At 61.5% G+C, this 21512-nt stretch carries 20 protein-coding genes; 11 read left to right on the top strand and 9 right to left on the bottom strand.

The genetic code is table 11. The annotated features are described in order from the left end of the window. Nucleotides 1-29: 29 nt before the first annotated feature. A complete protein-coding gene (locus ACP156_RS19680) occupies nt 30-1334 on the top strand; it encodes an amidohydrolase family protein (RefSeq protein ID WP_425053081.1) in 1305 nt (434 codons plus the stop codon). A gap of 1115 nt (nt 1335-2449) precedes the next feature. Here the strand turns inward: ACP156_RS19680 and ACP156_RS19675 are convergent. Both ACP156_RS19675 and ACP156_RS19670 read right to left on the bottom strand, forming a co-directional pair. Further along, the gene (locus tag ACP156_RS19675) at nt 2450-3151 is read right to left on the bottom strand and encodes a glutathione S-transferase family protein (RefSeq protein ID WP_425053080.1); all 702 of its coding nucleotides are present in this window, start codon (nt 3149-3151) and stop codon (nt 2450-2452) included. Then, entirely contained in the window at nt 3138-3746 is a 609-nt protein-coding gene (locus ACP156_RS19670; protein ID WP_425053079.1) for an NAD(P)H-dependent oxidoreductase, read from the bottom strand. Before ACP156_RS19670 ends, ACP156_RS19675 begins: the two co-directional genes overlap by 14 nt. Nucleotides 3747-3876: 130 nt before the next feature. On the opposite strand from ACP156_RS19670, the gene ACP156_RS19665 reads away from it, so the two are divergent. Further along, nucleotides 3877-4254, top strand: a complete 378-nt coding sequence (locus tag ACP156_RS19665) for a winged helix-turn-helix transcriptional regulator (RefSeq protein ID WP_109468857.1) — start codon at nt 3877-3879, stop codon at nt 4252-4254. A gap of 92 nt (nt 4255-4346) precedes the next feature. Here the strand turns inward: ACP156_RS19665 and proC are convergent, their stop codons facing one another. The 3 genes from proC to ACP156_RS19650 form a co-directional block, all read right to left on the bottom strand. Then, nucleotides 4347-5141: a pyrroline-5-carboxylate reductase gene (gene proC / locus ACP156_RS19660; RefSeq protein ID WP_425053078.1), complete on the bottom strand. Its 795-nt coding sequence runs from the start codon at nt 5139-5141 to the stop codon at nt 4347-4349. Nucleotides 5142-5144: 3 nt separating this feature from the next. Then, nucleotides 5145-5528 (bottom strand): nuclear transport factor 2 family protein, encoded by a 384-nt coding sequence (locus tag ACP156_RS19655; protein ID WP_425053077.1) that lies wholly within the window; start codon nt 5526-5528, stop codon nt 5145-5147. Between the two features lie 76 nt (nt 5529-5604). Further along, a complete protein-coding gene (locus ACP156_RS19650; RefSeq protein ID WP_425053076.1) occupies nt 5605-6630 on the bottom strand; it encodes a zinc-dependent alcohol dehydrogenase family protein in 1026 nt (341 codons plus the stop codon). A 140-nt stretch (nt 6631-6770) separates the two neighbouring features. Between ACP156_RS19650 and ACP156_RS19645 the strand changes: the two genes are divergently transcribed. Next, on the top strand, nt 6771-7235 hold the full coding sequence (locus tag ACP156_RS19645) for an Lrp/AsnC family transcriptional regulator (RefSeq protein WP_425053074.1): 465 nt from the start codon (nt 6771-6773) through the stop codon (nt 7233-7235). Nucleotides 7236-7913: 678 nt separating this feature from the next. Here ACP156_RS19645 and ACP156_RS19640 read toward each other — a convergent pair. Continuing rightward, a complete protein-coding gene (locus ACP156_RS19640; RefSeq protein WP_425053073.1) occupies nt 7914-8906 on the bottom strand; it encodes a tyrosine-type recombinase/integrase in 993 nt (330 codons plus the stop codon). Between the two features lie 427 nt (nt 8907-9333). On the opposite strand from ACP156_RS19640, the gene ACP156_RS19635 reads away from it, so the two are divergent. The 5 genes from ACP156_RS19635 (at nt 9334) to ACP156_RS19615 (ending at nt 14387) form a co-directional block, all read left to right on the top strand. Continuing rightward, nucleotides 9334-10524, top strand: a complete 1191-nt coding sequence (locus ACP156_RS19635; protein WP_425053072.1) for a tyrosine-type recombinase/integrase — start codon at nt 9334-9336, stop codon at nt 10522-10524. Nucleotides 10525-11150: 626 nt separating this feature from the next. Continuing rightward, nucleotides 11151-11870: a zinc uptake protein ZrgA gene (gene zrgA, locus ACP156_RS19630; RefSeq protein WP_425053071.1), complete on the top strand. Its 720-nt coding sequence runs from the start codon at nt 11151-11153 to the stop codon at nt 11868-11870. A gap of 2 nt (nt 11871-11872) precedes the next feature. Further along, complete coding sequence (locus tag ACP156_RS19625; RefSeq protein WP_425053070.1) at nt 11873-12565, top strand: ABC transporter ATP-binding protein; 693 nt, start codon at nt 11873-11875, stop codon at nt 12563-12565. Further along, the gene (locus ACP156_RS19620; protein ID WP_425053069.1) at nt 12562-13812 is read left to right on the top strand and encodes an ABC transporter permease; all 1251 of its coding nucleotides are present in this window, start codon (nt 12562-12564) and stop codon (nt 13810-13812) included. The genes ACP156_RS19625 and ACP156_RS19620 overlap by 4 nt, the downstream gene beginning before the upstream one ends. Before the next feature lie 47 nt (nt 13813-13859). Next, nucleotides 13860-14387, top strand: coding sequence for a DUF3299 domain-containing protein (locus ACP156_RS19615; RefSeq protein WP_425053068.1), 528 nt, complete (start codon nt 13860-13862; stop codon nt 14385-14387). A 54-nt stretch (nt 14388-14441) separates the two neighbouring features. On the opposite strand, the gene ACP156_RS19610 is transcribed toward ACP156_RS19615, so the two are convergent. Continuing rightward, complete coding sequence (locus ACP156_RS19610) at nt 14442-14615, bottom strand: hypothetical protein (RefSeq protein ID WP_425053067.1); 174 nt, start codon at nt 14613-14615, stop codon at nt 14442-14444. Between the two features lie 12 nt (nt 14616-14627). Then, on the bottom strand, nt 14628-15980 hold the full coding sequence (locus ACP156_RS19605; RefSeq protein WP_425053066.1) for an ammonium transporter: 1353 nt from the start codon (nt 15978-15980) through the stop codon (nt 14628-14630). Nucleotides 15981-16260: 280 nt separating this feature from the next. Here ACP156_RS19605 and ACP156_RS19600 point away from each other — a divergent pair, with 280 nt between their 5' ends. The 3 genes from ACP156_RS19600 (at nt 16261) to ACP156_RS19590 (ending at nt 20572) form a co-directional block, all read left to right on the top strand. Further along, nucleotides 16261-17766 (top strand): glutamine synthetase family protein, encoded by a 1506-nt coding sequence (locus tag ACP156_RS19600; RefSeq protein ID WP_425053065.1) that lies wholly within the window; start codon nt 16261-16263, stop codon nt 17764-17766. Next, nucleotides 17763-18959, top strand: a complete 1197-nt coding sequence (locus ACP156_RS19595) for a cytochrome P450 (RefSeq protein ID WP_425053064.1) — start codon at nt 17763-17765, stop codon at nt 18957-18959. Before ACP156_RS19600 ends, ACP156_RS19595 begins: the two co-directional genes overlap by 4 nt. A 158-nt stretch (nt 18960-19117) precedes the next feature. Beyond that, on the top strand, nt 19118-20572 hold the full coding sequence (locus tag ACP156_RS19590; protein WP_425053063.1) for an MDR family MFS transporter: 1455 nt from the start codon (nt 19118-19120) through the stop codon (nt 20570-20572). A 10-nt stretch (nt 20573-20582) separates the two neighbouring features. Here the strand turns inward: ACP156_RS19590 and ACP156_RS19585 are convergent, their stop codons facing one another. Next, nucleotides 20583-21452, bottom strand: a complete 870-nt coding sequence (locus tag ACP156_RS19585; protein ID WP_425053062.1) for a VOC family protein — start codon at nt 21450-21452, stop codon at nt 20583-20585. Nucleotides 21453-21512: the final 60 nt, after the last annotated feature.

The following is a 21512-nucleotide window of genomic DNA, read 5'->3' as shown; positions in this document are numbered from 1 at the left end:
TTACAATTCGTATGCCAATAGCAGCTTTGTTGAGCGCTCTGGCTTCATCGCCTGCTTGGGCTCAAGACCAGGCCTCGATCCTCATCACCAACGTTAACGTCTTTGACGGCGTCAATGAGACCCTTATCGAGAACGCAAATGTCGTCGTAACCGGCAATCTCATCTCGGCGATTTCGACTGAGGAGCTTGTTGTTGCCGGTGGCACGGTGATCGACGGTGGCGGACGCACCATGATCCCGGGCCTTATTGATGTCCACTGGCACACCTCATACTGCTGCGCCGCGCAAAGCACCGTCGTCACTGGTGACATTCTCGAGGTCGCGATTCGCGGTGCGATTGGCTCCGAGGCCACATTAATGCGCGGCTTCACTACAGTGCGCGACGTCGGCGGAAACCCGTTCGCAACCAAGAAGATGATCGACGCCGGCGAGATACCCGGCCCGCGCATCCTCCCCTCCGGGCCTCCCATCGGGCAGTCTGGCGGCCATTTCGATTACCGCCCCTATCAAGCGGTGCCCACCAACCCGGCGGACTCACAGTGGTACTGGTACAGCGTCGGGCTGATGGCAATGGCCGACGGGGTGCCGGAAGTGACCAAGCGCGCCCGAGAGGTAATGCGCATGGGCGCCTCCCAGATCAAGATCTCCGGCGGTGGCGGGGTGTCCTCGGTCTACGACCCACTCGATGTACGCCAATACACGTTTGATGAACTCAAGGCATTCGTCGAAGTCGCAGACACCTATAATACCTATGTCGCTTCACATCTTTTCACGGACGACGCGGTTCGGCTCGCCATCGAGGCAGGCGTGAAATCGGTCGAGCACGGGTTTCTCGTCAGCCGCGAGACGATGGAGATGATGCGCGACAACGACGTGTGGCTATCGATCCAGCCGCTACTCGATGACGAAGACGGTTTCACCTTCGACGATCCCTTCAGCCAGGCGAAGTGGATCGCGGTCACCAACGGCACAGACATTGCCTACAAGACTGCCAAGGAGGTCGGTGTAAAGGTCGCATTTGGTACTGACATCCTGTTCGATCCGGCTTTGGCCGAACGACAAGGTGCTTTCCTCGCAAAGCTGCAGCAATGGTACACGCCCTACGAGGTGCTGAAGATGGCGACCTCAACCAATGCCGAGCTTCTTGAGCTGGCAGGCCCGCGCCATCCCTACCAAGAGGGTCCGCTTGGCGTGCTCGAGCCCGGTGCCTACGCGGATCTGATTCTTGTCGATGGCAACCCGTTGGAAGAAATCAACCTCGTGGCCGATCCCGAAGGCAACTTCGACCTCATCATGAAGGATGGAAAAATCTACAAGAACACGCTCCACGATTGAACCTGTCGGCGGCGCTGTCCGAGGTGAATGCTGGATCGCGAAGTATGAGGCGCCCAGGAAGTATGCAGTGACAGACAGGAAGCTGCGAGCGGAAGATTCGACCTGTCGGGGTTTTGAAAAGGGCTCGAAGCGGCCAAGCGGGAGCGCGGCAGGCTCGAGCCGCAGAATCGACACGCGGCGCAGCAGGTTTTTTGTGCTCGACCGTCGGCATGGTGTCGATGATGTAGCGGGCGTGGCGGATCGGAGAGACCACCATGCAGACCGCAAACCTGCCAGCCATCCGCGCCTGCTGCCTGAGATACGGATTGTAGCTAACGTCGTCTCCCCGCCCTCTATTCCAAAGCGCGACGTGTGCCGGTTTGGCAATCGCGCGATCAGAAACCACTATTTAGAAACTGCTGCTTGCAGTCCGAGTGAGTGGCGAGCCTAATGATAAGTACGCAAGGCAGGTGGCCGAACTTGCTTCTGGTTTTGCGTGACCGAACTGAGATGTTGTCGTGGGACTAACCCTAACACGATGTGCGAGTGATCCGATCCACTGCGCTCCCGAACTGGAGCCGCTGGAAGACGCGGCGGAGCTATTGACTGCGATCGACGTGGGTAGATCTGTCAAATATTCGTCAAATCTAGCGGTAGGTGGAACCGGCGATTGGTCTGTTGCTGAACCTCCCTTTTGTCTCCGCCCCTAAGCGATACCTGTTTGCATGCGCAGCCTACATTTCTGGGATATCGGGCGAATGTAGCATGAGTGAAACGGGGAGTTTCAAGAGGTGCTGTGGTGCGTTTCTTCTCTGGTTCGCAGTTGAGAAAACGTTTGCTTCGGGTTCTAGGCTGGGGTGTCCTTTCGCTGAGTGCGCGATCCCCCAGTATCCGAGACACCGTGTCCGTCTTGGCCTTGGCTCTTCGAGGTGATCAGCTGCTGTCTGTCGGCAAGGCGTAGCTCGGGCAGGTCAAAACTGGCCCCGCGAAAGTCTGCTTCCGGCCCATTCCCGACCTTCAAAACGGATCGGATGTTGCGTCGCAGTATCTACGAGCTGACATTGGTCTGAGCCTTTCGTTCTCAGGGAAATATGACGCGCTGACCAGACCAACCCCAGTGACATCGCGTCAGGTGTTCAGCGGAACCTGGCGGCGTTCTCCGAGGCAGCCGCTTCTGTGTCGCCCTGACCGAACGCCGACGGTCGCGGCTCCGGCAGTTGCAGCGCCTCTTGAACCCGCGGCATGGCGTCGATGCGGTTGAACCACGCTTGCAGGTTCGGTAATCCGTCAACGCTCACCGTGGCCCAGAAATAGCTGCGTGCCCAAGGGTAGGTCGCAATATCCGCGATGGACATCGCATCACCTACCAGCCACTCGCGCTCAGCAAGCCGCGCGTCCAGCACCTCCAGCAGGCGGCGGCTCTCGGTCACATAGCGGTCGATGGCGTAGGGCACCTCGTCGCCATTCGGCTTGGCGATCCGCTGGAAGAACATCGCCTGGCCCATCATCGGGCCGATCCCGCCCATCTGGAACATCAGCCATTGCAGCGTCTCCGAGCGCTCCTTGGGGTCGTGGCTGAGGAACCGATCGTATTTCTCGGCAAGATACCACAGGATCGCGCCGCTCTCGAAAACCGCGAAGTCACCCGCGCCGCGATCCACGATGGTCGGAATGCGCCCGTTTGGATTCAGGAGCAGGTAATCGGGCGCCTTCTGCTCCTTCTTGCCGAAATCAATCGGCACCAGTTCGTAGTCGATCTGCGCTTCGTGCAGGAAGATCAGGGGCTTCCAGCCGTTCATGGTGTTGGCGGTGTAGAGAACGATATCAGGCCGCGTCATTGCTGAGCTCCCCGAAGGTCATTGCGAGATGGGCGTCGAACCGGGCAAGGTCGGAGGCCACGTCGGGGTTCTTCATCACGTCGAAGGCCCCGAAGGTCGGCAGCGGCGTCATGCCGAAGAACTTGGCGTTCAGGTGGACCGGACGCAGGAGGTCATCCAGCGACATGCCCTCGAAGAAGGGCTCTGCCGGGTCGTCGAAGGCTTCAGCCGGGGCGTTCAGCGTGGCCGAGATCATGTAACGCGTGCCTGCCAGCTTGCCGCCCATGCCGTAGTTGGCCTTCGGTGCGGCAGCGCTGCGACCGTCGCCGTTGCTGAGCTGTCCGCCCATCCCGACCGTGTAGACCTCATCCATGTATTTCTTGAACGACCACGGCACGCCCATCCAGTTTACCGGGAATTGCAGGAGGACCACGTCCGCCCAGAGGTGACTGTCCACCTCGGCCTGCACGTCGTATCCGGCCGCGACCGTGGTCAGGCGAACCTCGTGACCCTGCGCCTCAAATGTAGCTTTGGCGCGCTCCGCGAGCGTTTTGTTGAGTTTACCGGGGGCAAATTCATAAGGCTGCGCGCCGTTTAGGATGTGGATCTTGCTCATATCGTCTCTTCCGTTGCTGCGCCCGCTTGACTTCGGCGGGGTCCGGGATGAGATGACCATGGTAGGAAGTAAAAGCAACCAGTATACTTTTTGTAACCTAATCCAGCGCGGACCAGCGGAGCTTAAAACGATGGATGCAAAGATCGAAGTGGACGGTGCCGGCCGACGGAGCGCGGCTAATGCCTGCACCGAGCCCTGCGCCATCGAGCGCGGGATGCGGATCATCGGAGGGAAATGGACTGGCTCCATCCTCTGGCACGTCAAGGATGGGCCGGTGCGCTTCAACGACCTCGCCCGGATGATCGGCGGCGCATCGAAGAAGATGATCACGGAACGATTGCGGCAACTCGAAGAGCAGGGGCTGGTCAGGCGTGAAGTCTGCGACACCGCCCCGATTACCGTCGTCTATGAGATTACAGATTTCGGGCGAACAGCCTTGGGTTTCTTGGATGAGCTGCGGAAATGGAGTGAGGGGCTTCCGAAGAGTTTGACCGCTGAAAAGCGATAGTCTGTCGAGAGCGCTACCGGCCCAAAGCCGCCATTGCTAACCCACGCGGCGAATGGCGGTTTTCAGGTTCGATAGCAATCTGGGCGGCCGGGTCAGCCCAGCCCTAATTCGACGGCGCGGTTGCGGCAGGCGGTCATGGCCGTTGCGATAACCGCACCGAAGCCGTTCTCTTGCAAAGCCTCGACGGCCGCGTGGGTGGTCCCATTGGGGGACGTGACTCGGCCCCTTAGGCCTTCTGGTGCGTCGCCTTGAGATGCCATGGTGGCAGCGCCGAGTGCCGTCTGAAGTGTCAGCACCTTGGCATCCTCAGGAGACAAACCAAGAGCGATTCCGGCACGGATCATCTCCTCGATCATAAGGAAATAGTAAGCGGGGCCGCTGCCCGACACGGCCGTGACGGCATCCAGAAGCTCTTCGCACTCGACCGTGACGCAAACGCCGAAGGCCTCAACGATGCCTTTCGCCACTGCGCGCTGTTCTTCGGACGCGTGCTCGTTGGCGTAAAGCCCCGTCGCCCCGAGACCGAGCAAGGCTGGCGTGTTGGGCATAGTGCGTACAAGGGATGCCCGCCCGAAGAGACCTTCGAGTGTAGCAACCGTTACCCCGGCGGCAATGCTCAGGATCAGCTTACCAGACAGGTCCGCTTCCATCTGTTCGGCCACTGCAGCAATGACCTGAGGTTTGACGGCCAGCACGATGATGTCAGCGATGGCCGCATCGGCCACGTCGTCTGTCGTGTGAATGCCGTGATCTGCTGCCAGCCGGTTCCGCCTATCTGCGTTCGGATCAAAGACCGTGATCCGGGACGGCTCCCAACCGCTGGCGATCATGCCTCCGATGATGGCCGAGGCCATGTTGCCTCCGCCGATGAATGCTACGTTTCCCATGGCTCAGAACATCGTGTTGTCATGCGCCATTTCGTCGGGAATGGGCTGTATGACGTCCCAATGCTCGACGATGCGGCCGTTTTCGAGGCGGAAGATATCCATGACCGCGGTTCCGCGATCGTTCTTGTGCTGCGTCCAATGGGCGTGAACGGTCACATGGTCACCTTCGCAGAACATGCGTTTGATGTCGAAATGCGACTCGGGGTTCTCCGAGAAGGCCTTCTTGAAATTCTCCCTGAACGCCTCGACGCCATCGGCGACGCCGGGATTGTGCTGGGTGTAGGTGTCTCCGACGTAAGCATCCATGCCCTCGTCGACTTTGTGCTGGTTGAATACGGTCTCGAGAAAAGCCCTGACGATACGCTTGTTTTCTTCCTGGGTGCTCATGGCAGACCTTCCAATCTGTATCCGGTGTTTACGGTTGCGCTCGTGCGCCGCGCAGGAATGCGGCGCTGTCAAAGGCTCAGAAGCTCGTGATCACGGTTGCGCCGATGGACTGGAATTTGTCCATGTTCATCAGGGCCTCGGGCGCTTGCTCCAGGCTGATCTTGTCGCCGACCAGCCGCGCGGGGTCGAGCTTGCCGTTCTTGACCATATCCAGCATCGCATCATACCGATGCGCCTGCATACCATGAGAGCCGAGCAGCTCGATCTCTTGGCCGACAATCTTGGCCATCGGCACCACAGGGGTCGCGTGATCGCCCAGCATGAGGCCGACCTGAATATGTTTGCCCCGTGGCCGCAGGCAGAGAATGGAGTTGGTCATCGTCGCCGGATGCCCAAGCGCATCGAGCGAGACATGCGCGCCGCCTTTGGTGATTTCCTTGATGGCTTCGACCACGTCACCCTTGCCATCAATAGCCGCGACCGCGCCAAGGTCTTTGGCCAGCGCCAGTTTGCCCGGATCAAGGTCCACCCCGATTACATTCGCCCCAGCCGCGCTGGCGATCATCACCGCCGACAGGCCGACGCCGCCGCAGCCATGCACGACGACCCACTGACCCGCGCTCACCTTGCCCTGGTCGATCACGGCCCGGTACGACGTGGCAAACCGACAGCCCAGACTTGCGGCTGTGGCGAACTCCATGGTTGCGGGCAAGGCGACCACGTTCAGGTCCGCCTGATGGATCGGCACATATTCCGCGAAGCTGCCCCAATGCGTGAAGCCGGGTTGTTCCTGATGCAGGCACACCTGCTGATGACCTGCATGACATTCGCTGCACGATCCGCAGCCGCAAATGAATGGCACGGTGACCCGATCGCCGACCTTCCAGTTCTTCACATCCTTGCCGACGGCCTCGACTACGCCCGCCAATTCATGGCCGGGGATATGCGGCAGGTCGATGTCGCTGTCGTGCCCCATCCAGCCGTGCCAATCGCTGCGGCAGACGCCGGTGGCCTCGACCTTGAGCACCACACCATGCGGCTCGGGTGTCGGGTCCGCGACGGTCGCGACTTCTTGGAATTTCTCAAACAGGACAGCTTTCATGACAGGATCTTTCGGTTGTGGGGTCTGTTTGAGACGAAGCTACCGAGTGGACATGAAATTACCTTGCTATTCTGCCCTTCAGTGTAATTATTTTGGGCAGAAACCCCTACGCGTGAAAAGATGATGAGAGGACTCTTCCCATGTCAGGCATCGACACAGTCAACGCTCAGATTCTCGAACTGCTTCAAAGCGACGGGCGCATGACCAACGCCAAACTGGCTGAGCACCTGAACATGAGCGAAACCCCGTGTTGGCGGCGGCTCAAGAAACTGGAAGAGGCGGGCATCATCGAGGGCTACCAAGCCCAGCTCAATCGGCGAAAGCTGGGGCTTGGGGTCATGGCTTTCGTTCAACTGAGCTGCTCGGAGCACGATCAGACGGCCACAGCCGAATTTCAACGTATTGTCGAGGTGACACCCAACATCCTCGCCTGCCACAACACCACCGGCGCGGACGATTTCCTGTTGATCGTGGTCGCCCGCGATCTGGACGACTACAGCGCCTTCGTTGACAGCACGCTGCGACGGTTACCTGGCGTGACCAGTATTCGCTCCAACCTGTCACTCAAAGAGATGAAGGCTTCAAGCAAGCTGCCTGTGCGTTAGGGGTATCGAGCAACTCCCGCCGGCCGAAGCTGCCGTTCGTCCATGACGCAGCGAAAGCCCGCTCTCCGCCCCTTCCAGTCCTTTCGCGGCCCCACTAGGAAACACCTAATCGTCGTCCTTTCCGGCCCATATTGAGTGCTTTGGCGTATGCTGCGAAAGGGGCGCCGGTGAACCCTGCTCTTAGCTCCAACGATTTACGGCTTTGATCTTCGACGATGGCACCCGACTTAAGGCTTTTAGCAGCACTTCTTGATATGCCGATGCAATTTCGCAAAGCCCTAAGGCTTCGTTTGTTAGATTTCCCCGGAAGATCGTTTCTCGCCGGAGCCGGCCGTGGCAATCTTCCACAATAAGGTGCAATTCTCCATGCTCCCGGCGGCGTGAAAACTGAGATCCAACCGCGACGCATACTATCAAGTCGCCATTTTGAAGATTATACACGTGATCTCCTTTAACAATTTAATAAGAATATATAATACGACTGGTCGCGATCTAACTAAACAATTTTAAATCTACTGCATGTAAGTTTGCTGAGTCGAGCGCGGCGTCTATTTGCACTGGGTAACTTGCGCAGTCGAGGCGTGATCTTGTAACGTTCCATGAACAAAAGGTTAATGATCTTTCGAACGCTTCAAGAACATTCTGCATCGTAGTTGGCGGCCGGGGCTGGCGCTTGGCTTAGGGTACGGTGGCGCGCTCTAGTTCAAAAGCCCGCGATACCTGTGCTGCAGCCGACTGACTGGCGAGGATCCGACGCGCATAGCGAGCCGGCATTTCCGGTGAGGACCATCGACCCGCAACCATGATGGAAGAAAGGTCACACCCAATGCGAAAAGCATCTTGCACCCCACCAACACGCATACTGTGAGCAGAGACATCATCGCGCCCAATGCACTGCTTTATGATGCGTGAGACGGTGGCCGGATTGAGTGGCGTTCGACGACCGCCTACCTGCGATTTTGTGATTATGGGGTCGTCGAGTTTGAGGCCGACCACTTCTATCCATCTTAGCGTGGCTCGCGTGCCCTCCGCCGATAAGAAAGCGTAGGCTCCTTCCCCATAGGGATCGGTCTTTGATCGGGTGACATATAGTAGGCTGGATCCGTCGTCCTGACGAAGCAAATCCTTCACCTTGAATGCGACGACTTCCGATGCGCGGCACCAACTGTCGGTCAATATCCAGAGCAAGGCTTTGTTGCGAAGATCCGCGCGGCTATCGCTTAGCCGCGAGATGGCGTCACAAACCTCCTTCTTGCCAAGTGCCGGCGCCTGTCGCACGGCTGCACCATATTTTCTTTTGACTGATTTCAGAGCCAGTTCAACGAGACGGTGGCGGCATGGGGAGACCTCAAAGCTCGCCCGATGCATCTCAGCAATTGCCCACAAGCGCGTCTCGATGGTTGTCGAGCGGATCTGCCCTCCTAACCAGTCGACGTACTCAGCGACGACGGAAGGGCTGATTGGCGGTTTTGGAGAATATCCCATACCATCACACCAAGCGGAGAACGCCCGCACAATCTGGTGGTAGCACCGGCGAGTTTCAGGAGCATATGCCTCTTCGGAGCGTTTGCGATACTCCTCGATCAACGCGGCTCGGGTTGGCATGGGCGCGCCAGCTAGTTGGGCCAAAACTTCGAGGCGTTCTTCTTCTCGGTTGAACATAGCTTTCATGACAAGCATCCTCCCTCGGTCCGAAAGCATCTGGCTGCGAATTAACCAAACGTTAACCAATTCCGTTCAGAGTCCGCTCAGGATACCGCACATAGGGTGAGTCGGGTGACTGAAAACGAGGTGAAAATGGAAGAGGTGCTAGCGGATTACATGGCTCGGTTCGGGATTTCCGAAAAGGCGAGGAGATTGCTCCTGTACCCCAAGTGCCAGGAGCAATCTTATGACAAAGCCAGACCTCACGACCCCGACAACAATCGCTGACTTGCCGGCGCGTCAGGCGCCCTATTGGATTGTTCTTGAGTACTCCAGGCACCTGGGCGTCCATAGAAAAGCCAATGGCCATGCATTCTGGGTCGCGCGCGTCAGGACGACTTATGGGGGCTACCGACAGCGACGCTTGGCGCCGTGTGCTCCATCTCGAGACGGAGTGGGCTATGCGGAAGCTGTTGCCTTGGCCGATGCGTGGTTTGCAGATCCTGCCATTCAACGCATCGCATCCAAACCGACGCCAGTCGGCGTGAACCGAACTCTCAGGTACAAGAAGTGCGTTGAAGCCTTCACGATAGGCGACGCGATGAAGGACTATGTTGAGTGGAAGCGAATTGCGGCGACGCGGTCGCACTTCGAAACCAACCTGTCATTGATCAATTTCCATATCATTCCCCGCCTGGGCCATGTGCCGCTCAACGGGTTCACGGGCCGCCAATTCGCTGAGTTTTGCCGAGACATCCTCGAGACACCCCCGAAGCGCGGGAACCAGCCAGTCGGCCCTCGGATCAGCTTGGAGGACTTGGATGCAGAGGCGCTAAGAAAGCGCAAAAAGACGTTGAACACCCTGATTGGAATCCTTCGACTGGCTTTCCGAATGGCTTGGGAAAATGGTGATACGGACTCAGAACGAGCGTGGCGATGCCTGCGCCGCATCCCGAGCGCGGATGTGCCACGTCAGGTCTTCCTGACGCGCGACCAGTGCCGCAGTCTCATCTCGAACTGTCGAGGGGACCTGAGGGATCTCGTTCGAGGCGCGCTCTATTCAGGTTGCCGGGTGTCCGAACTACAGCGAATGCGCGTCCAGGATGTCGGCTCTCATGTATTCGGTATCTACATCCGCCCATCGAAAAATGGCCGGGGCAGGTACGTCATCCTGCCCGAAGAAGGTATGGATTTCTATCTCAGTCTGATCGCTGGGAAATCGGAGGATGAGTTCGTTTTCAGAATGGAAAACGGCGCGGCTTGGCGTGGCGGACACAAACACCTATTCCGTGAGGCCTGCAAGAAAGCGGATTTGCCATCGGGGCTGGTGTTTCATGGCCTCAGGCACACCTACGCAAGCCAGCTCGTGCAGGCGGGCACGCCGCTGGCAATCGTGGCCAAACAGCTGGGCCATGCGAATACGGACACCGTTAGCAGAACCTACGGGCATCTCTCCTCTAGAAGCATCGAAACGGAAATTCACAAAAGATTCGCTCCGATCGAACGCGAAGCTTCTCAGGGCAGGATTGGAGTAGACCGCCTGCAGCGATCTCTGCAAGGATCTCCGTCGCCCGTCGAAGAGACGCTGCATTGGCCGATTAGCAACTTCTCTATGTCTCGGGTCAGCCGCTATCAGGGCGTCTGATTTCCGAAGGCTCAAAAGGTAGCACGACGGGGGGCTGCTTCCTCCATGCAATTCAATAATTGGGGTCGCGCTGTGGGTTGCATAAAGACTCCGTGGTGCAGCTCAGACGTCTCCGAGGCTGATGGGCTTATGCTTCGTTCCTTGTTGGAATGGATGAGATTGGTCGAAGCGGGGTGCTCGGTGGCGCGCAGGCCCGCCAGTCTGATTGCCCGAGCGTCACGGCGGCGTTGTGGATGCGGTAACTGGTCCCGTTTCGGTCCGGTTATTGGTGGCGAGGACAACAAAAAACCAGCCTAAATCGGGAATATTTCGCGAATATACGGCGAACATTTCGCGCAGAGCAGCCTTCGGGAGGCAGGGGTCGTAGGTTCGAATCCTGCCACTCCGACCAATTAGATCAAGGGCCCCTTGCGGGCCCTTCGTCGTTTTCGGGTAAGCCTGTAATTTCGTGCCGATCGGACCGTGTGTCAGAAGGCCAAGTTCGGCGCCTCCACGCCGGTTGCGCATGGGCGAAGACCGCGACGTAGGCCGATTTGGCGGCCGCCTTGCTCGTCCAGCCCGGCCTTCACATTGACGTTGTGATGATATGACATAACATGCGCCGGGAATTCGAGAAGGGAATCGACATGAAAACCACCAGCCTGGCTCTTATGGCCTCTGTCGCCGCGACGCCGCTTATGGCGCAGGAACACCGCGAGCTTAGCGCGCATGTACACGGCGTAAGCACGCTGGAGATCGCGATCGAGGGCGGCACGGTCGAGATGCGGCTGGAGGCTCCGGGTATGGATATCGTCGGCTTCGAATATGCGCCGTCTAACGAGACAGACTCGATGGCGGTGGACACATCGGTGATGCGTCTGTCGGACCCGGCGACGGTCGTGACTTTGCCCGAAGCCGCGGGATGCGAGGTGGTCGAAGCGGAAGCCGAATACGAACTCGAGGAACATGACCACGACCACGAAGAGCACGCCGACGGAGAGGACCACGACCACGAGCATGAAGAGCACGCCGAGGGCGAGGATCACGACCACGAGCATGAAGAGCATGCCGAGGGCGAGGATCACGACCACGAGCATGAAGAGCATGCCGAGGGCGAGGACCACGACCACGAGCACGAGGAACACGCCGAGGGCGAGGACCACGACCATGAGGAAGGCGCAACCCACAGCGCGTTCCACGCGCATTACACTTTCGAATGCGCCAACCCCGAAGCACTGACCACGATCGAATTCCCGTTCTTCGCGCAATTCGAGAATGCGCAGGAGATCGAAGCGCAGTATGTCACTGATGCGGGGGCCGGTTCTGCCGAGGTCTCGCGCGACGCACCAGAGATGACGCTTAACTGATCATGCCCGACCCAGCGCTTGCTCTGACCGACGTCAGCTTTGGCTGGCCCGGCCGGGGCGGGTTCCGACTGTCCTGCCCGGCCTTTTCGCTTGCGCCAAGAGAAAGCGTGCTGCTTCTCGGCGCCAGCGGGTCGGGCAAATCCACGCTGTTGTCGCTTGTTTGCGGCATCGTCACTGCGGACAGCGGTGTCGTTTCAGTCGGGGGGACTGACCTGAAGTCGCTTAGCGCCGGGCGCCGTGACAGGTTCAGGGCCGAACAAATCGGGGTGATCTTCCAGCAGTTCAACCTGCTGCCCTACGCGCGCGTTTCCGACAACATCATGCTGCCTTTGCGGTTCGCTCCGAACCGCCGTCGGCGTGCCGGTGGCGTTGCAGAGGCAGAGCGTCTGTGCGCGGCGCTTGGGCTGCCGGATGGTGCGGCGCACCTGCCCGCCGGACGGTTGAGCGTCGGACAGCAGCAGCGGGTCGCTGTGGCGCGTGCGCTGATCGGTGCGCCGCCGCTGATCGTCGCGGATGAACCCACCTCGGCCTTGGACGCGGCGACGCAGGACACGTTCCTGCGGCTGCTGTTCGACCGTACGGCAGAGGCCGGATCGTCGCTGCTGATGGTCAGCCATGACGAACGGCTGGGCGACCGGTTCGACAGGGTGATCCGGCTAGAGGATATCGTGACCACGCAAAGGGCCGCCGCATGATCCTGCGCCTTGCCATCGGTTCGCTACTGGCGCGGGCGCTGACCGTCGGGATGACGGTGCTGGCCATCGCGCTTTCGGTGGCGCTGTTTCTTGGCGTCGAAAAGGTGCGCACCGGCGCGCGGGCAAGCTTCGCCGATACGATTTCGGGCACCGACCTGATCGTTGGCGCGCGGTCCGGGTCGGTGCAACTGCTGCTGTACTCGGTGTTCCGGATCGGCAATGCGACCAACAACGTGACGTGGCAAAGCTATCAGGACATCGCGGCCCGGCCCGAGGTCGACTGGATCGTGCCGATCTCGCTGGGCGACAGTCACCGTCAGTTCCGCGTGATGGGGACGACGGACGAGTTCTTCACCCGCTACCGGTTTCGCGGCGGGCGGTCTCTGGAATTCTCCGACGGGCAGGGGCTGGGGGATCTCTACGACGCCGTGATCGGTGCGGATGTCGCGGCGACGCTTGGGTATTCGGTGGGGGATCCGATTGTCGTGGCGCACGGGCTGGCTTCGTTCACGGAACACGACGACCAACCGTTCCGCGTGGCGGGCATCATCGGCAAGACCGGCACGCCTGTGGACCGCACGGTGATCGTCAGCATGGAGGCAATCGAGGCGATCCATGTCGACTGGCAGAGCGGCGCGCAGATCCCGGGCCAGACCACGCCGGTCGAGGTCATCCGCCAGATGAACCTGACCCCGACCGCGATCACAGCGGCCTTGGTGGGAGTCGAGTCGCGGTTGCAGATCTTCGGGCTTCAGCGCTGGATCAACGAATATCCGGAAGAACCATTGCTGGCGATCCTGCCCGGCGTCGCGTTGCAGGAACTTTGGCAGATCGTGGGGATCGCCGAGACGGCCTTGATCGGGGTGTCCGGCATGGTCGTCGTGACCGCGCTTCTGGGCATGATGGCGATGATCTTCTCAAGCCTCAACGAGCGGCGGCGCGAGATGGCGATCTGGCGCGCGATGGGAGCGCGTCCAGCCACGATCCTTGGCCTTCTGGTGCTGGAAGCGGTGCTGATGGCGCTGGTGGGCGCCGTGCTTGGAATTGTGTTGCTGTACGGCGGTCTGGTCCTGCTGCGTCCGTGGGTCGATGCGGCTTTCGGCCTTTGGCTGCCGATTGAGACGCCGTCGCTGCGGGAAGCCGTGGTGCTGGCTTGCGTCGTCGCGGCGGCGGGACTGGCAAGCCTTTTGCCGGCGCTGCGGGCCTATCGGCTTTCGCTGGCGGATGGCATGATGGTGAGAACCTGAGCGGATGCGGGATCGCCGCGCCGCTTTGACTTGAAAGGACTTCAGGGATGCAAACGACTGACCTGCGCCGGCCGGGCGTCTCGCGACGGGCGATGCTTGCCGGCCTTGCCGCGCTGGGCTTTGTGCCTGGACAGCTTCGGGCGGAAGACGTGGTCGAACTGGAATGGAAGGACCTGCTGCCCGAAGGGGACGCCACGCTTACAAGCGAACTCAGCGGGGTCGTCCAGCATGATTCCGCGGATCTTGCCGCCCAGCAGCCTCCGGCTACGGGCGTGCGGACCGACTGGAACGGCATGACCGTCAGGTTGTCAGGCTTCATCGTGCCGCTGGACTACGACGGCACAGGCGTGACCGTGTTCATGCTGGTGCCCTATGTCGGGGCCTGCATCCACGTGCCGCCGCCCCCCGCGAACCAGCTTGTTCTCGTGACCACGACCGACCGGCCATATGACTCCGACGGACTGTTCGAGCCGGTGACGGTGACGGGCATGTTCGGCGCCGCAGCGACCTCGACCCAGCTGGCAGAAGTTGGCTATGCGATCTCGGCCGACAGGGTCGAGCCCTACGCCGGATAAGAAAGGGCGGCCCCGAAGGACCGCCCGATCTCCGCAAGTGTTCGTGTGCCGGTGTTATTTCGGCTTGTAGCTCGCGTAGGCGTGCTTGTCGTGCGACGCGGCGTAGACAATCGCCCCCACAGTGACGGCCAGCGCGCCGATCAGCGCAATCGCCATCATCGTCGGGCTGTCGGCCCAGGTGAAGATCGCCTCGGCCCCGTCCCAGCTGGTGATCGGAGAGGTGTTCATGCGTTTGCTCCTTTACTCTGCCGGCGCTGCGCCGGGGTCGATGGTGGTGACGGGGCCGGGAATGTAGCCCTCGGGGTAAGCTTCGACCGGCACCTTGACCACGTCGAGACCGATTTCCTGGATGTGATCCGGCACGCGCAGCAGGCCGAACATCTTCAGGATCAACGACGCGACATAACCCGGGATGAAGCCCAGAAGCGCCATCGTGACCGCGCCGACGATCTGACCGATCAGCGTGACCGGCGGATAGCCTTCGCCCACGTTCGGGTAACCTGCCGCGAAGATGCCGCAGGCGACCACACCGATCAGGCCGCCGATGCCGTGCACCGGGAAGGCGCCGACAGCGTCGTCGATCCCCATCTTCTCAAGACGGACAGCGACCATCGGCACGACGAAGCCGCCGAAGGTGCCCAGCAGGAACGCGACCGGCGGGTAGTAGACGTCGAGGCCAGAGGCCGCGGCGAAGATACCGATCAGCGCGCCCGACATCATCCAGAACGGATCGCGGGTTTTCATCCACGCGCCGATGATGCCGCCAGCCATGCCCATCAGGGTGTTGAAGGCGAAGGCCGAAAGGGTGGTCGGCTGACCGTAGATGTTCTGCCACTGCTCGCCGGGGATGTAGATGATACAGCCGCCGAGGAAGCCGAAGAAGCCCACGATGATCAGCATCAGGCCGGTGATGGTGAACGGAATGTTGTGCGCCTTGATCACGTTGGCCGAGCCGTCGGCGTTGAACTTGCCGACACGCGGTCCGAGGTTGATCAGCACGCCAAGCGCGAAGAAGCCCGCGACCATGTGTACGACGCCTGCGGCGCCCACGTCATGATAGCCCCACTTCACCGTCAGCCAGCCCGTCGGGTGCCAGCCCCATGCACCGCCAAGGATCCAGACCACCGAACCCAGAAGGATCGCGAGGATCAGGAAGCCGGCGGTCTGGATGCGCTCGATCACCGCGCCCGAGAAGATCGAGGCGGTCGTAGCGGCGAACAGCGTGAAGGCTGCCCAGAAGATGCCGGTGGCGTTGTCGGCAAGGTTCGGACCCATCGACAGGTCCCACGGCAGGCCAGCGGCGCCGTCGGCGGCCGGGATGAACCCGTTGTAGAACGCAAGATAGATGTACCAGCCGAAGAAGTAGAAGGTCGGCACCATGAACGCGAAGGCGAGGATGTTCTTGATCCCCGATGCCAGCACGTTCTTCACGCGGCTTGCCCCCATTTCGTAGGCAAGAAAACCCGCGTGGATGGTGATCATCAGCGCGGTACACCACCAATAGAAGATTTCCGAGTTGACCGTACCGGCCCAACCGGCGCCGCCCTCAAGGGCGGTCACCCGTTCGACCAGCTGGGCGAGTTCCTGTTCCATGTCTCTGACTCCCTGTCAGCACCTTGTTTGTGAAAGGGGCAGGCGCCCCTCTGGCCCTGAGAGTGAAGAAAGTTTCCTGTCAGCCAAAATGCGCAATCACGGAATCGTGGGTTTTCGCGGGTTTTGCCCGGTTTCAGGCGAAGCAAGGGAAGCCCAGCCCGGTTTTTGAGCGAAGTGCGAAACGCGGCGTGCAATTTGTCGCCCTATTCTCGTGCAGAGAATAAATGTTTCCTGTGGGTGTTAGTTTTTCGTGGACAAGGCCGATTCCCTTGGCTCTGTCTTGAGCAACGAACATCACAACAGGGACCACGGCCAGATGGATATCGAAAGCTTCGTCGAGGAAGAGGGACGCGCGGAAAAGATCAAGGCGGTGCGCGAGAAGATCGACGCGCTGGGGATCGAGTATCTCTATCTTCAGTTCGTGTCGGTTACCGGCAAGATCATGGGTAAGGGCATTCCGGCGGACCATTGGGAGAGCGTTGCGAAGAAGGGCTTCCAGCTTGTTTACGGCTCGACCGTCAACCTGTTCACCAACCGCGCCGGCGATTACCTTGGCTACGGTCCCGAAGCGGCGGAACTGGTCGGTATCCCCGAACCCGAGACCTTCATGCAGCTTCCGTGGGCGCCCGAGATTGGCCGGATGTTCTGCACCCTGTTCCGCAACCGCGAGGAAAAGGTCGATCCCGGCGCGTTCCTGACCGCCGACTGTCGCGGTAACCTGCGGCGGATGCATAAAGAGTTCACCGAGAAACACGGGCTTCAGCTGCGCATGGGCACCGAGCCCGAGATGATGTGGCTGAAGTACGACGAGAACGGCAAGCCGTCGGAAGGCTATTCCAAGCCCTACTGCTATCACATCCACCAATTCGAGGCGCTGCGCCCGGTGTCGATGCAGGTGATCCGCTACGCGCGGAAGATGGGCCTCGACATGATCCAGGGCGACCACGAGGACGCACCGGGCCAGCTGGAGCTGAACTGGACCTTCGACGACGTGCTGCGCAATGCCGACCGTCTGACGACCTACCGGCAGCTGTGCGCGCAGGTGGCGCGCGAGAACGATATTTTCGCCTGTTTCATGACGAAGCCGTTCATGGGCGTGTCGGCCTCTGGCTGCCACCACAACATGTCGCTGTGGACGGCGGGCGAGGATGTGTTCCGCAAGACCGGCAACGACCCGGACAACCTGCCGGGCATGGCCGAGAACTACATGTACGTCTCGGGCGGCGACAACACGTTCATGCCCGACACCGACGACCCGCAAATGCCGGGCAAGACCGGCCTGAAGGCGATCGGCGGCGTCGTGGCGCACCTTCAGGCGCTGACCGCAATCGGCGCGTCGACCGTGAACAGCTATCGCCGTCTTTGGGACACGGGCTTCTGGGCGCCGGTGTTCAGCGACTGGGGCTTCCAGAACCGCACCACCGGCCTTCGCGTTTCGGCTCCGGGCCGGTTCGAATACCGCTCGGTCGACTCGATGGTGAACCCGTACCTGATGGGCTCGGCCCTGCTGGCCGCGATGGACGACGGTCTGGACAACGATCTCGACCCCGGCAAGCCCGAGGAACGGAACATCTACGAGGCGATGGCGCAGGGCAAGAAGGTCAAGAAACTGCCGATGTCGCTGGGCGAGGCGCTGGTGCATCTCGACAACGACGAGGTGGTTCAGAAAGGCCTGCCGGGCGAGATGTATCGCCTGTACCATGAGTACAAGTCGGACGAGTGGGCGCGGTTTATGTCCACAGTCACCGATTGGGACAAGGACACCTACATGGAGTGCCTGCCGTGACACTTGCGCTGGAAGACGCCCCCTTCCTCGACGTGGCAAACCCCGCCTTTTCGCTCCGGTCCGAACCGGTGCGGAAGGCGCGGGATGCCTCGTGGTACGCCAAGACGCCCTATGGGCTTGCCGTGCTGCGCCACAAGGAGATGGGCGAACTGCTGACCCACAAGTCGCTGATCCAGGGCAGCCACAACTGGCCGGCGCTGAACGGCGTGCCCAGCGGGTACTTCGCGGACTGGTGGAACAGCTCGATCCTCGTGACCGAGGGCGACGATCACTGGCGGCTGCGGCGGCTGGTGAATCCGGCGTTCTCTCCCAAGGTCGTGAAGACGATGATGCCCGAGTTCGAGCGCATCGCCACCGACCTGACCGACGCGTTCATCGACAAGGGCCGTTGCGATTTCATGGCCGAGTTCGCCGACCCTTATGCGGCGCGGGTGCTGTGCCTGATCCTTGGCCTGCCCGAAACCGAGGCCGCGTTCATCCTGCGCACCTCGGCGACGATGGGTCTGGCGCTGGGGGTGAACTACAAGGCCGAGATCGACGCGATCGAGGCGGCGACGAAGGAACTTGGCGACTACATGAACGCGGTGCTGGCCGAGCGTCAGGCCAATCCCGGCGACGACATCCTGTCGGCCATGGTACAGGCGACCGCGGACGGCGACCGGCTGTCGGATGCCGAACTGAAGAACCTCGCGCTTATGCTGGCCTTCGCGGGTGTCGACACCACGCGCAACCAGCTTGGGCTTGGCATGTCGATGTTCATGGACCACCCGGCGCAGTGGGACGCATTGGCCGCCGATCCGTCGCTGGACATGGCCGCGGCGACCGAGGTGATGCGGATGCGCCCGACGATCACGTGGGTGACGCGGGAAGCCATCGAAGACTTCGACTATGGCGGGATCACAGTCGCCAAGGGGACAGTGCTGCATCTTTATTCCGAAAGCGCGGGGACCGATCCCGCCGCGATGGAAGACGCATCCTTCGACATCACGGCGAAACGCGCGCGCAACTACGGCTTCGGCGGCGGCATCCATCACTGCCTTGGCAACATCGTGGCGCGCAACGATATGGCGGTGGCCTATCGCCTGCTGTCGCAACGCCTGAAGACGCCGGTTGCGGACGGTCCGGCCACGTGGCTGGCCGACAGCGGCAACACCGGCCCGGTGACCTTGCCAATCGCGTTCGACTTGCGCTGATCCGGGGGCGGGGACGGGAACATGCGGCTTCGGCCACCGGCCGCCGCAACCCGGCCTTGCGCACGCGGCATCTTGACCGCGGACCATGAACGGGCGACCCCACAGCTATGCGGCCGGATCGTTCCGGCCGTTCCCTTTTCCCGTGACCGAGTCCCCCGATGCAGCCCGATTTGTCCTCTGCCCCGTCCACCGGCGCCGCTTCGGCCCCGGAACACGCGGCGCGCAACCGGCTGGTGATCACGCTTCTGCTGGTCTCTGCCTTCACCGTGATCCTGAACGAGACGATCATGTCGGTCGCGCTGCCGCGTCTGATGGTCGACCTCGACGTGACCGCCAACGCCGCACAGTGGCTGACCACCGCGTTTCTCCTGACGATGGCGGTGGTGATCCCGATCACCGGCTTCCTGCTGCAACGGTTCCACACGCGGTTCGTGTTCACCCTCGCGATGAGCCTGTTCAGCGCGGGCACGCTGGTCTGCGCCGTGGCGCCCGGACTTGGCCTGCTGATCCTTGGCCGCGTGGTTCAGGCGATGGGCACCGCGATCATGATGCCGCTTCTGATGACCACGGTCATGAACCTTGTGCCGCCGGAAAGCCGGGGCCGCACGATGGGCAACATCTCTATCGTGATCTCGGTCGCCCCGGCCATCGGGCCGACGATCTCGGGCATCATTCTGCACTACCTGCACTGGCGCTGGATGTTCATCCTCGTGCTGCCAATCGGACTGGGCGCGCTGGCGCTGGGCTGGGCGCGGCTGGTCAACGTGACCGAGCCGAAGAAGGCGCCGCTCGACGCGATCTCGGTGCCGCTGTCGGCCCTCGGGTTCGGCGGGCTGGTCTATGGCCTGTCCACCATCGGCGAAAGCCACGGCGGCGGCGGACCGGTTCCGGTCTGGCTGCCGCTGCTCGTCGGCGGGGCGGTGCTGGTCGTGTTCATCTTGCGGCAGTTGAAGCTGCGGGACCGGGCGCTGCTGAACCTGCACACCTTCGCGGTGAAGGTCTTCACCGTTTCGGTGATCATGATGGGCTTCGCGATGATGGCGCTGTTCGGGATGATCATCCTGCTGCCGATCTACATGCAGAACGTATTGGGGATGGAGCCTTTGACGGCGGGCCTTCTTTTGCTGCCGGGCGGCCTGATCATGGGACTTCTGGCGCCGGGTGTCGGCCGCGCCTTCGACCGGGTCGGTGCGCGCAAGCTGGTGATTCCGGGCGCGACGCTGGTCAGCGCGGGCCTTTGGATCATGGCAAGCTTTGGCGTCGACACGGCAATGGTCTGGGTCCTTGCCGCGCATGTGGTGCTAAGCGTCGGGCTGGCGCTGCTGTTCACGCCGCTGTTCACCTCGTCGCTGGGCTCGCTTCCGCAGGACCTTTACTCGCACGGCAGCGCGGTGATCGGCACCGTGCAGCAGGTTGCGGGCGCGGCGGGCATCGCGCTGTTCGTGTCGATCATGTCGGTACGGATCGGAACAGAAATGGCTGCCGGAGCCGAGACGGTCGCCGCCACCGCAGCCGGCCTGCGCGCGGGCTTCGTGACCGGCGCGGCGATCTCGCTTCTGATGATCGTGGCTGCGTTCTTCGTGCGCCGCCCACCGGACCAGATGCCGGACTGACCGCTTCGGGTCAGACCGCAGACAGCCGGATCTCGGTGCCCCAGTCGTCGCTGAACACCGCAGCCTCGACCGGGGCGCGGCTTTGCAGGTCGACATAGGCGAGGCCGGTGAAACCCTCGGGCCGCATCGGTGCGCCCGCACTTTGCCATTGGTTCACCGCGATGTGGTGGTGGTAGCCGCCGGTGGACAGGAACACGGCGCCTTGCCGCGCACGCACCGCATCGAAGCCCATCTGCGTCTGCCACCAGTCCCCGGCCAGCGTGGCGTCGCCGACTTTCAGGTGGACGTGGCCAACCACGGTGCCGGCGGGTGCGGTCTCCCACGGGATCGGCGCGGGGCCTGCTTCGGCCAGAAGCGAGTCGAAGTCGATCGCCTTGCTTGCCATCTCGACGCTGCCGTCGGTCCAGACCCAATCCGAGGCGGGACGGTCGGCGTAGATCTCGACGCCATTGCCTTCGGGGTCGGTCAGATAGATCGCCTCGCTGACGAGGTGATCGGCGACGCCATCGACGGGAAACTGCTCGCGCATCGCGAACAGCACCCAACGGGCGAGGTCGCGGCGGGACGGCAGAAGGAACGCGGTGTGATAGAGACCGGCCTGCGTCGGGGGCGCGATGGTCAGTGCGGAGTCTTCCGTGATGTCCAGCAGGACGTCGCGGCCGTTGCCCATCGCGATCACGTTGCCCTCGCCGCCCATGCGCTGAAGGCCCACGCGCGCGGCGTACCAGTCGGCCATCGTCTCGGCGTCCTTTGCCCAAAGCCCGACCTTGCGGACACTGACCGGAGCGGACAGCGGCAGCATGTCTTCGGCGGCGGAAAGGCTGCCGGGCAGGGCGGTGGCGGTGGCGGCGGCAGAGGCGAGAAGGGTACGGCGGGTCATCGGCATCGGTACTTCTTTCCGGGGTCCAGTCTGCCCGCAGGATTGCCCGTCTTGCCCGCC

This window comes from Psychromarinibacter sp. S121 (assembly GCF_049801035.1).
Lineage (GTDB): Bacteria > Pseudomonadota > Alphaproteobacteria > Rhodobacterales > Rhodobacteraceae > Psychromarinibacter.
This window is presented reverse-complemented; position numbering and strand designations above follow the sequence as displayed.

Excerpts from the sequence above, each read along its gene's own strand:
- ACP156_RS19675 (WP_425053080.1), bottom strand. The coding sequence starts at position 3,151 with ATGACGCGGCCTGATATCGTTCTCTACACCGCCAACACCATGAACGGC.
- ACP156_RS19670 (WP_425053079.1), bottom strand. The coding sequence starts at position 3,746 with ATGAGCAAGATCCACATCCTAAACGGCGCGCAGCCTTATGAATTTGCC.
- ACP156_RS19665 (WP_109468857.1), top strand. The coding sequence starts at position 3,877 with ATGGATGCAAAGATCGAAGTGGACGGTGCCGGCCGACGGAGCGCGGCT.
- proC (WP_425053078.1), bottom strand. The coding sequence starts at position 5,141 with ATGGGAAACGTAGCATTCATCGGCGGAGGCAACATGGCCTCGGCCATC.
- ACP156_RS19655 (WP_425053077.1), bottom strand. The coding sequence starts at position 5,528 with ATGAGCACCCAGGAAGAAAACAAGCGTATCGTCAGGGCTTTTCTCGAG.
- ACP156_RS19650 (WP_425053076.1), bottom strand. The coding sequence starts at position 6,630 with ATGAAAGCTGTCCTGTTTGAGAAATTCCAAGAAGTCGCGACCGTCGCG.
- ACP156_RS19645 (WP_425053074.1), top strand. The coding sequence starts at position 6,771 with ATGTCAGGCATCGACACAGTCAACGCTCAGATTCTCGAACTGCTTCAA.
- ACP156_RS19640 (WP_425053073.1), bottom strand. The coding sequence starts at position 8,906 with ATGAAAGCTATGTTCAACCGAGAAGAAGAACGCCTCGAAGTTTTGGCC.
- zrgA (WP_425053071.1), top strand. The coding sequence starts at position 11,151 with ATGAAAACCACCAGCCTGGCTCTTATGGCCTCTGTCGCCGCGACGCCG.
- ACP156_RS19625 (WP_425053070.1), top strand. The coding sequence starts at position 11,873 with ATGCCCGACCCAGCGCTTGCTCTGACCGACGTCAGCTTTGGCTGGCCC.
- ACP156_RS19620 (WP_425053069.1), top strand. The coding sequence starts at position 12,562 with ATGATCCTGCGCCTTGCCATCGGTTCGCTACTGGCGCGGGCGCTGACC.
- ACP156_RS19615 (WP_425053068.1), top strand. The coding sequence starts at position 13,860 with ATGCAAACGACTGACCTGCGCCGGCCGGGCGTCTCGCGACGGGCGATG.
- ACP156_RS19610 (WP_425053067.1), bottom strand. The coding sequence starts at position 14,615 with ATGAACACCTCTCCGATCACCAGCTGGGACGGGGCCGAGGCGATCTTC.
- ACP156_RS19605 (WP_425053066.1), bottom strand. The coding sequence starts at position 15,980 with ATGGAACAGGAACTCGCCCAGCTGGTCGAACGGGTGACCGCCCTTGAG.
- ACP156_RS19590 (WP_425053063.1), top strand. The coding sequence starts at position 19,118 with ATGCAGCCCGATTTGTCCTCTGCCCCGTCCACCGGCGCCGCTTCGGCC.
- ACP156_RS19585 (WP_425053062.1), bottom strand. The coding sequence starts at position 21,452 with ATGACCCGCCGTACCCTTCTCGCCTCTGCCGCCGCCACCGCCACCGCC.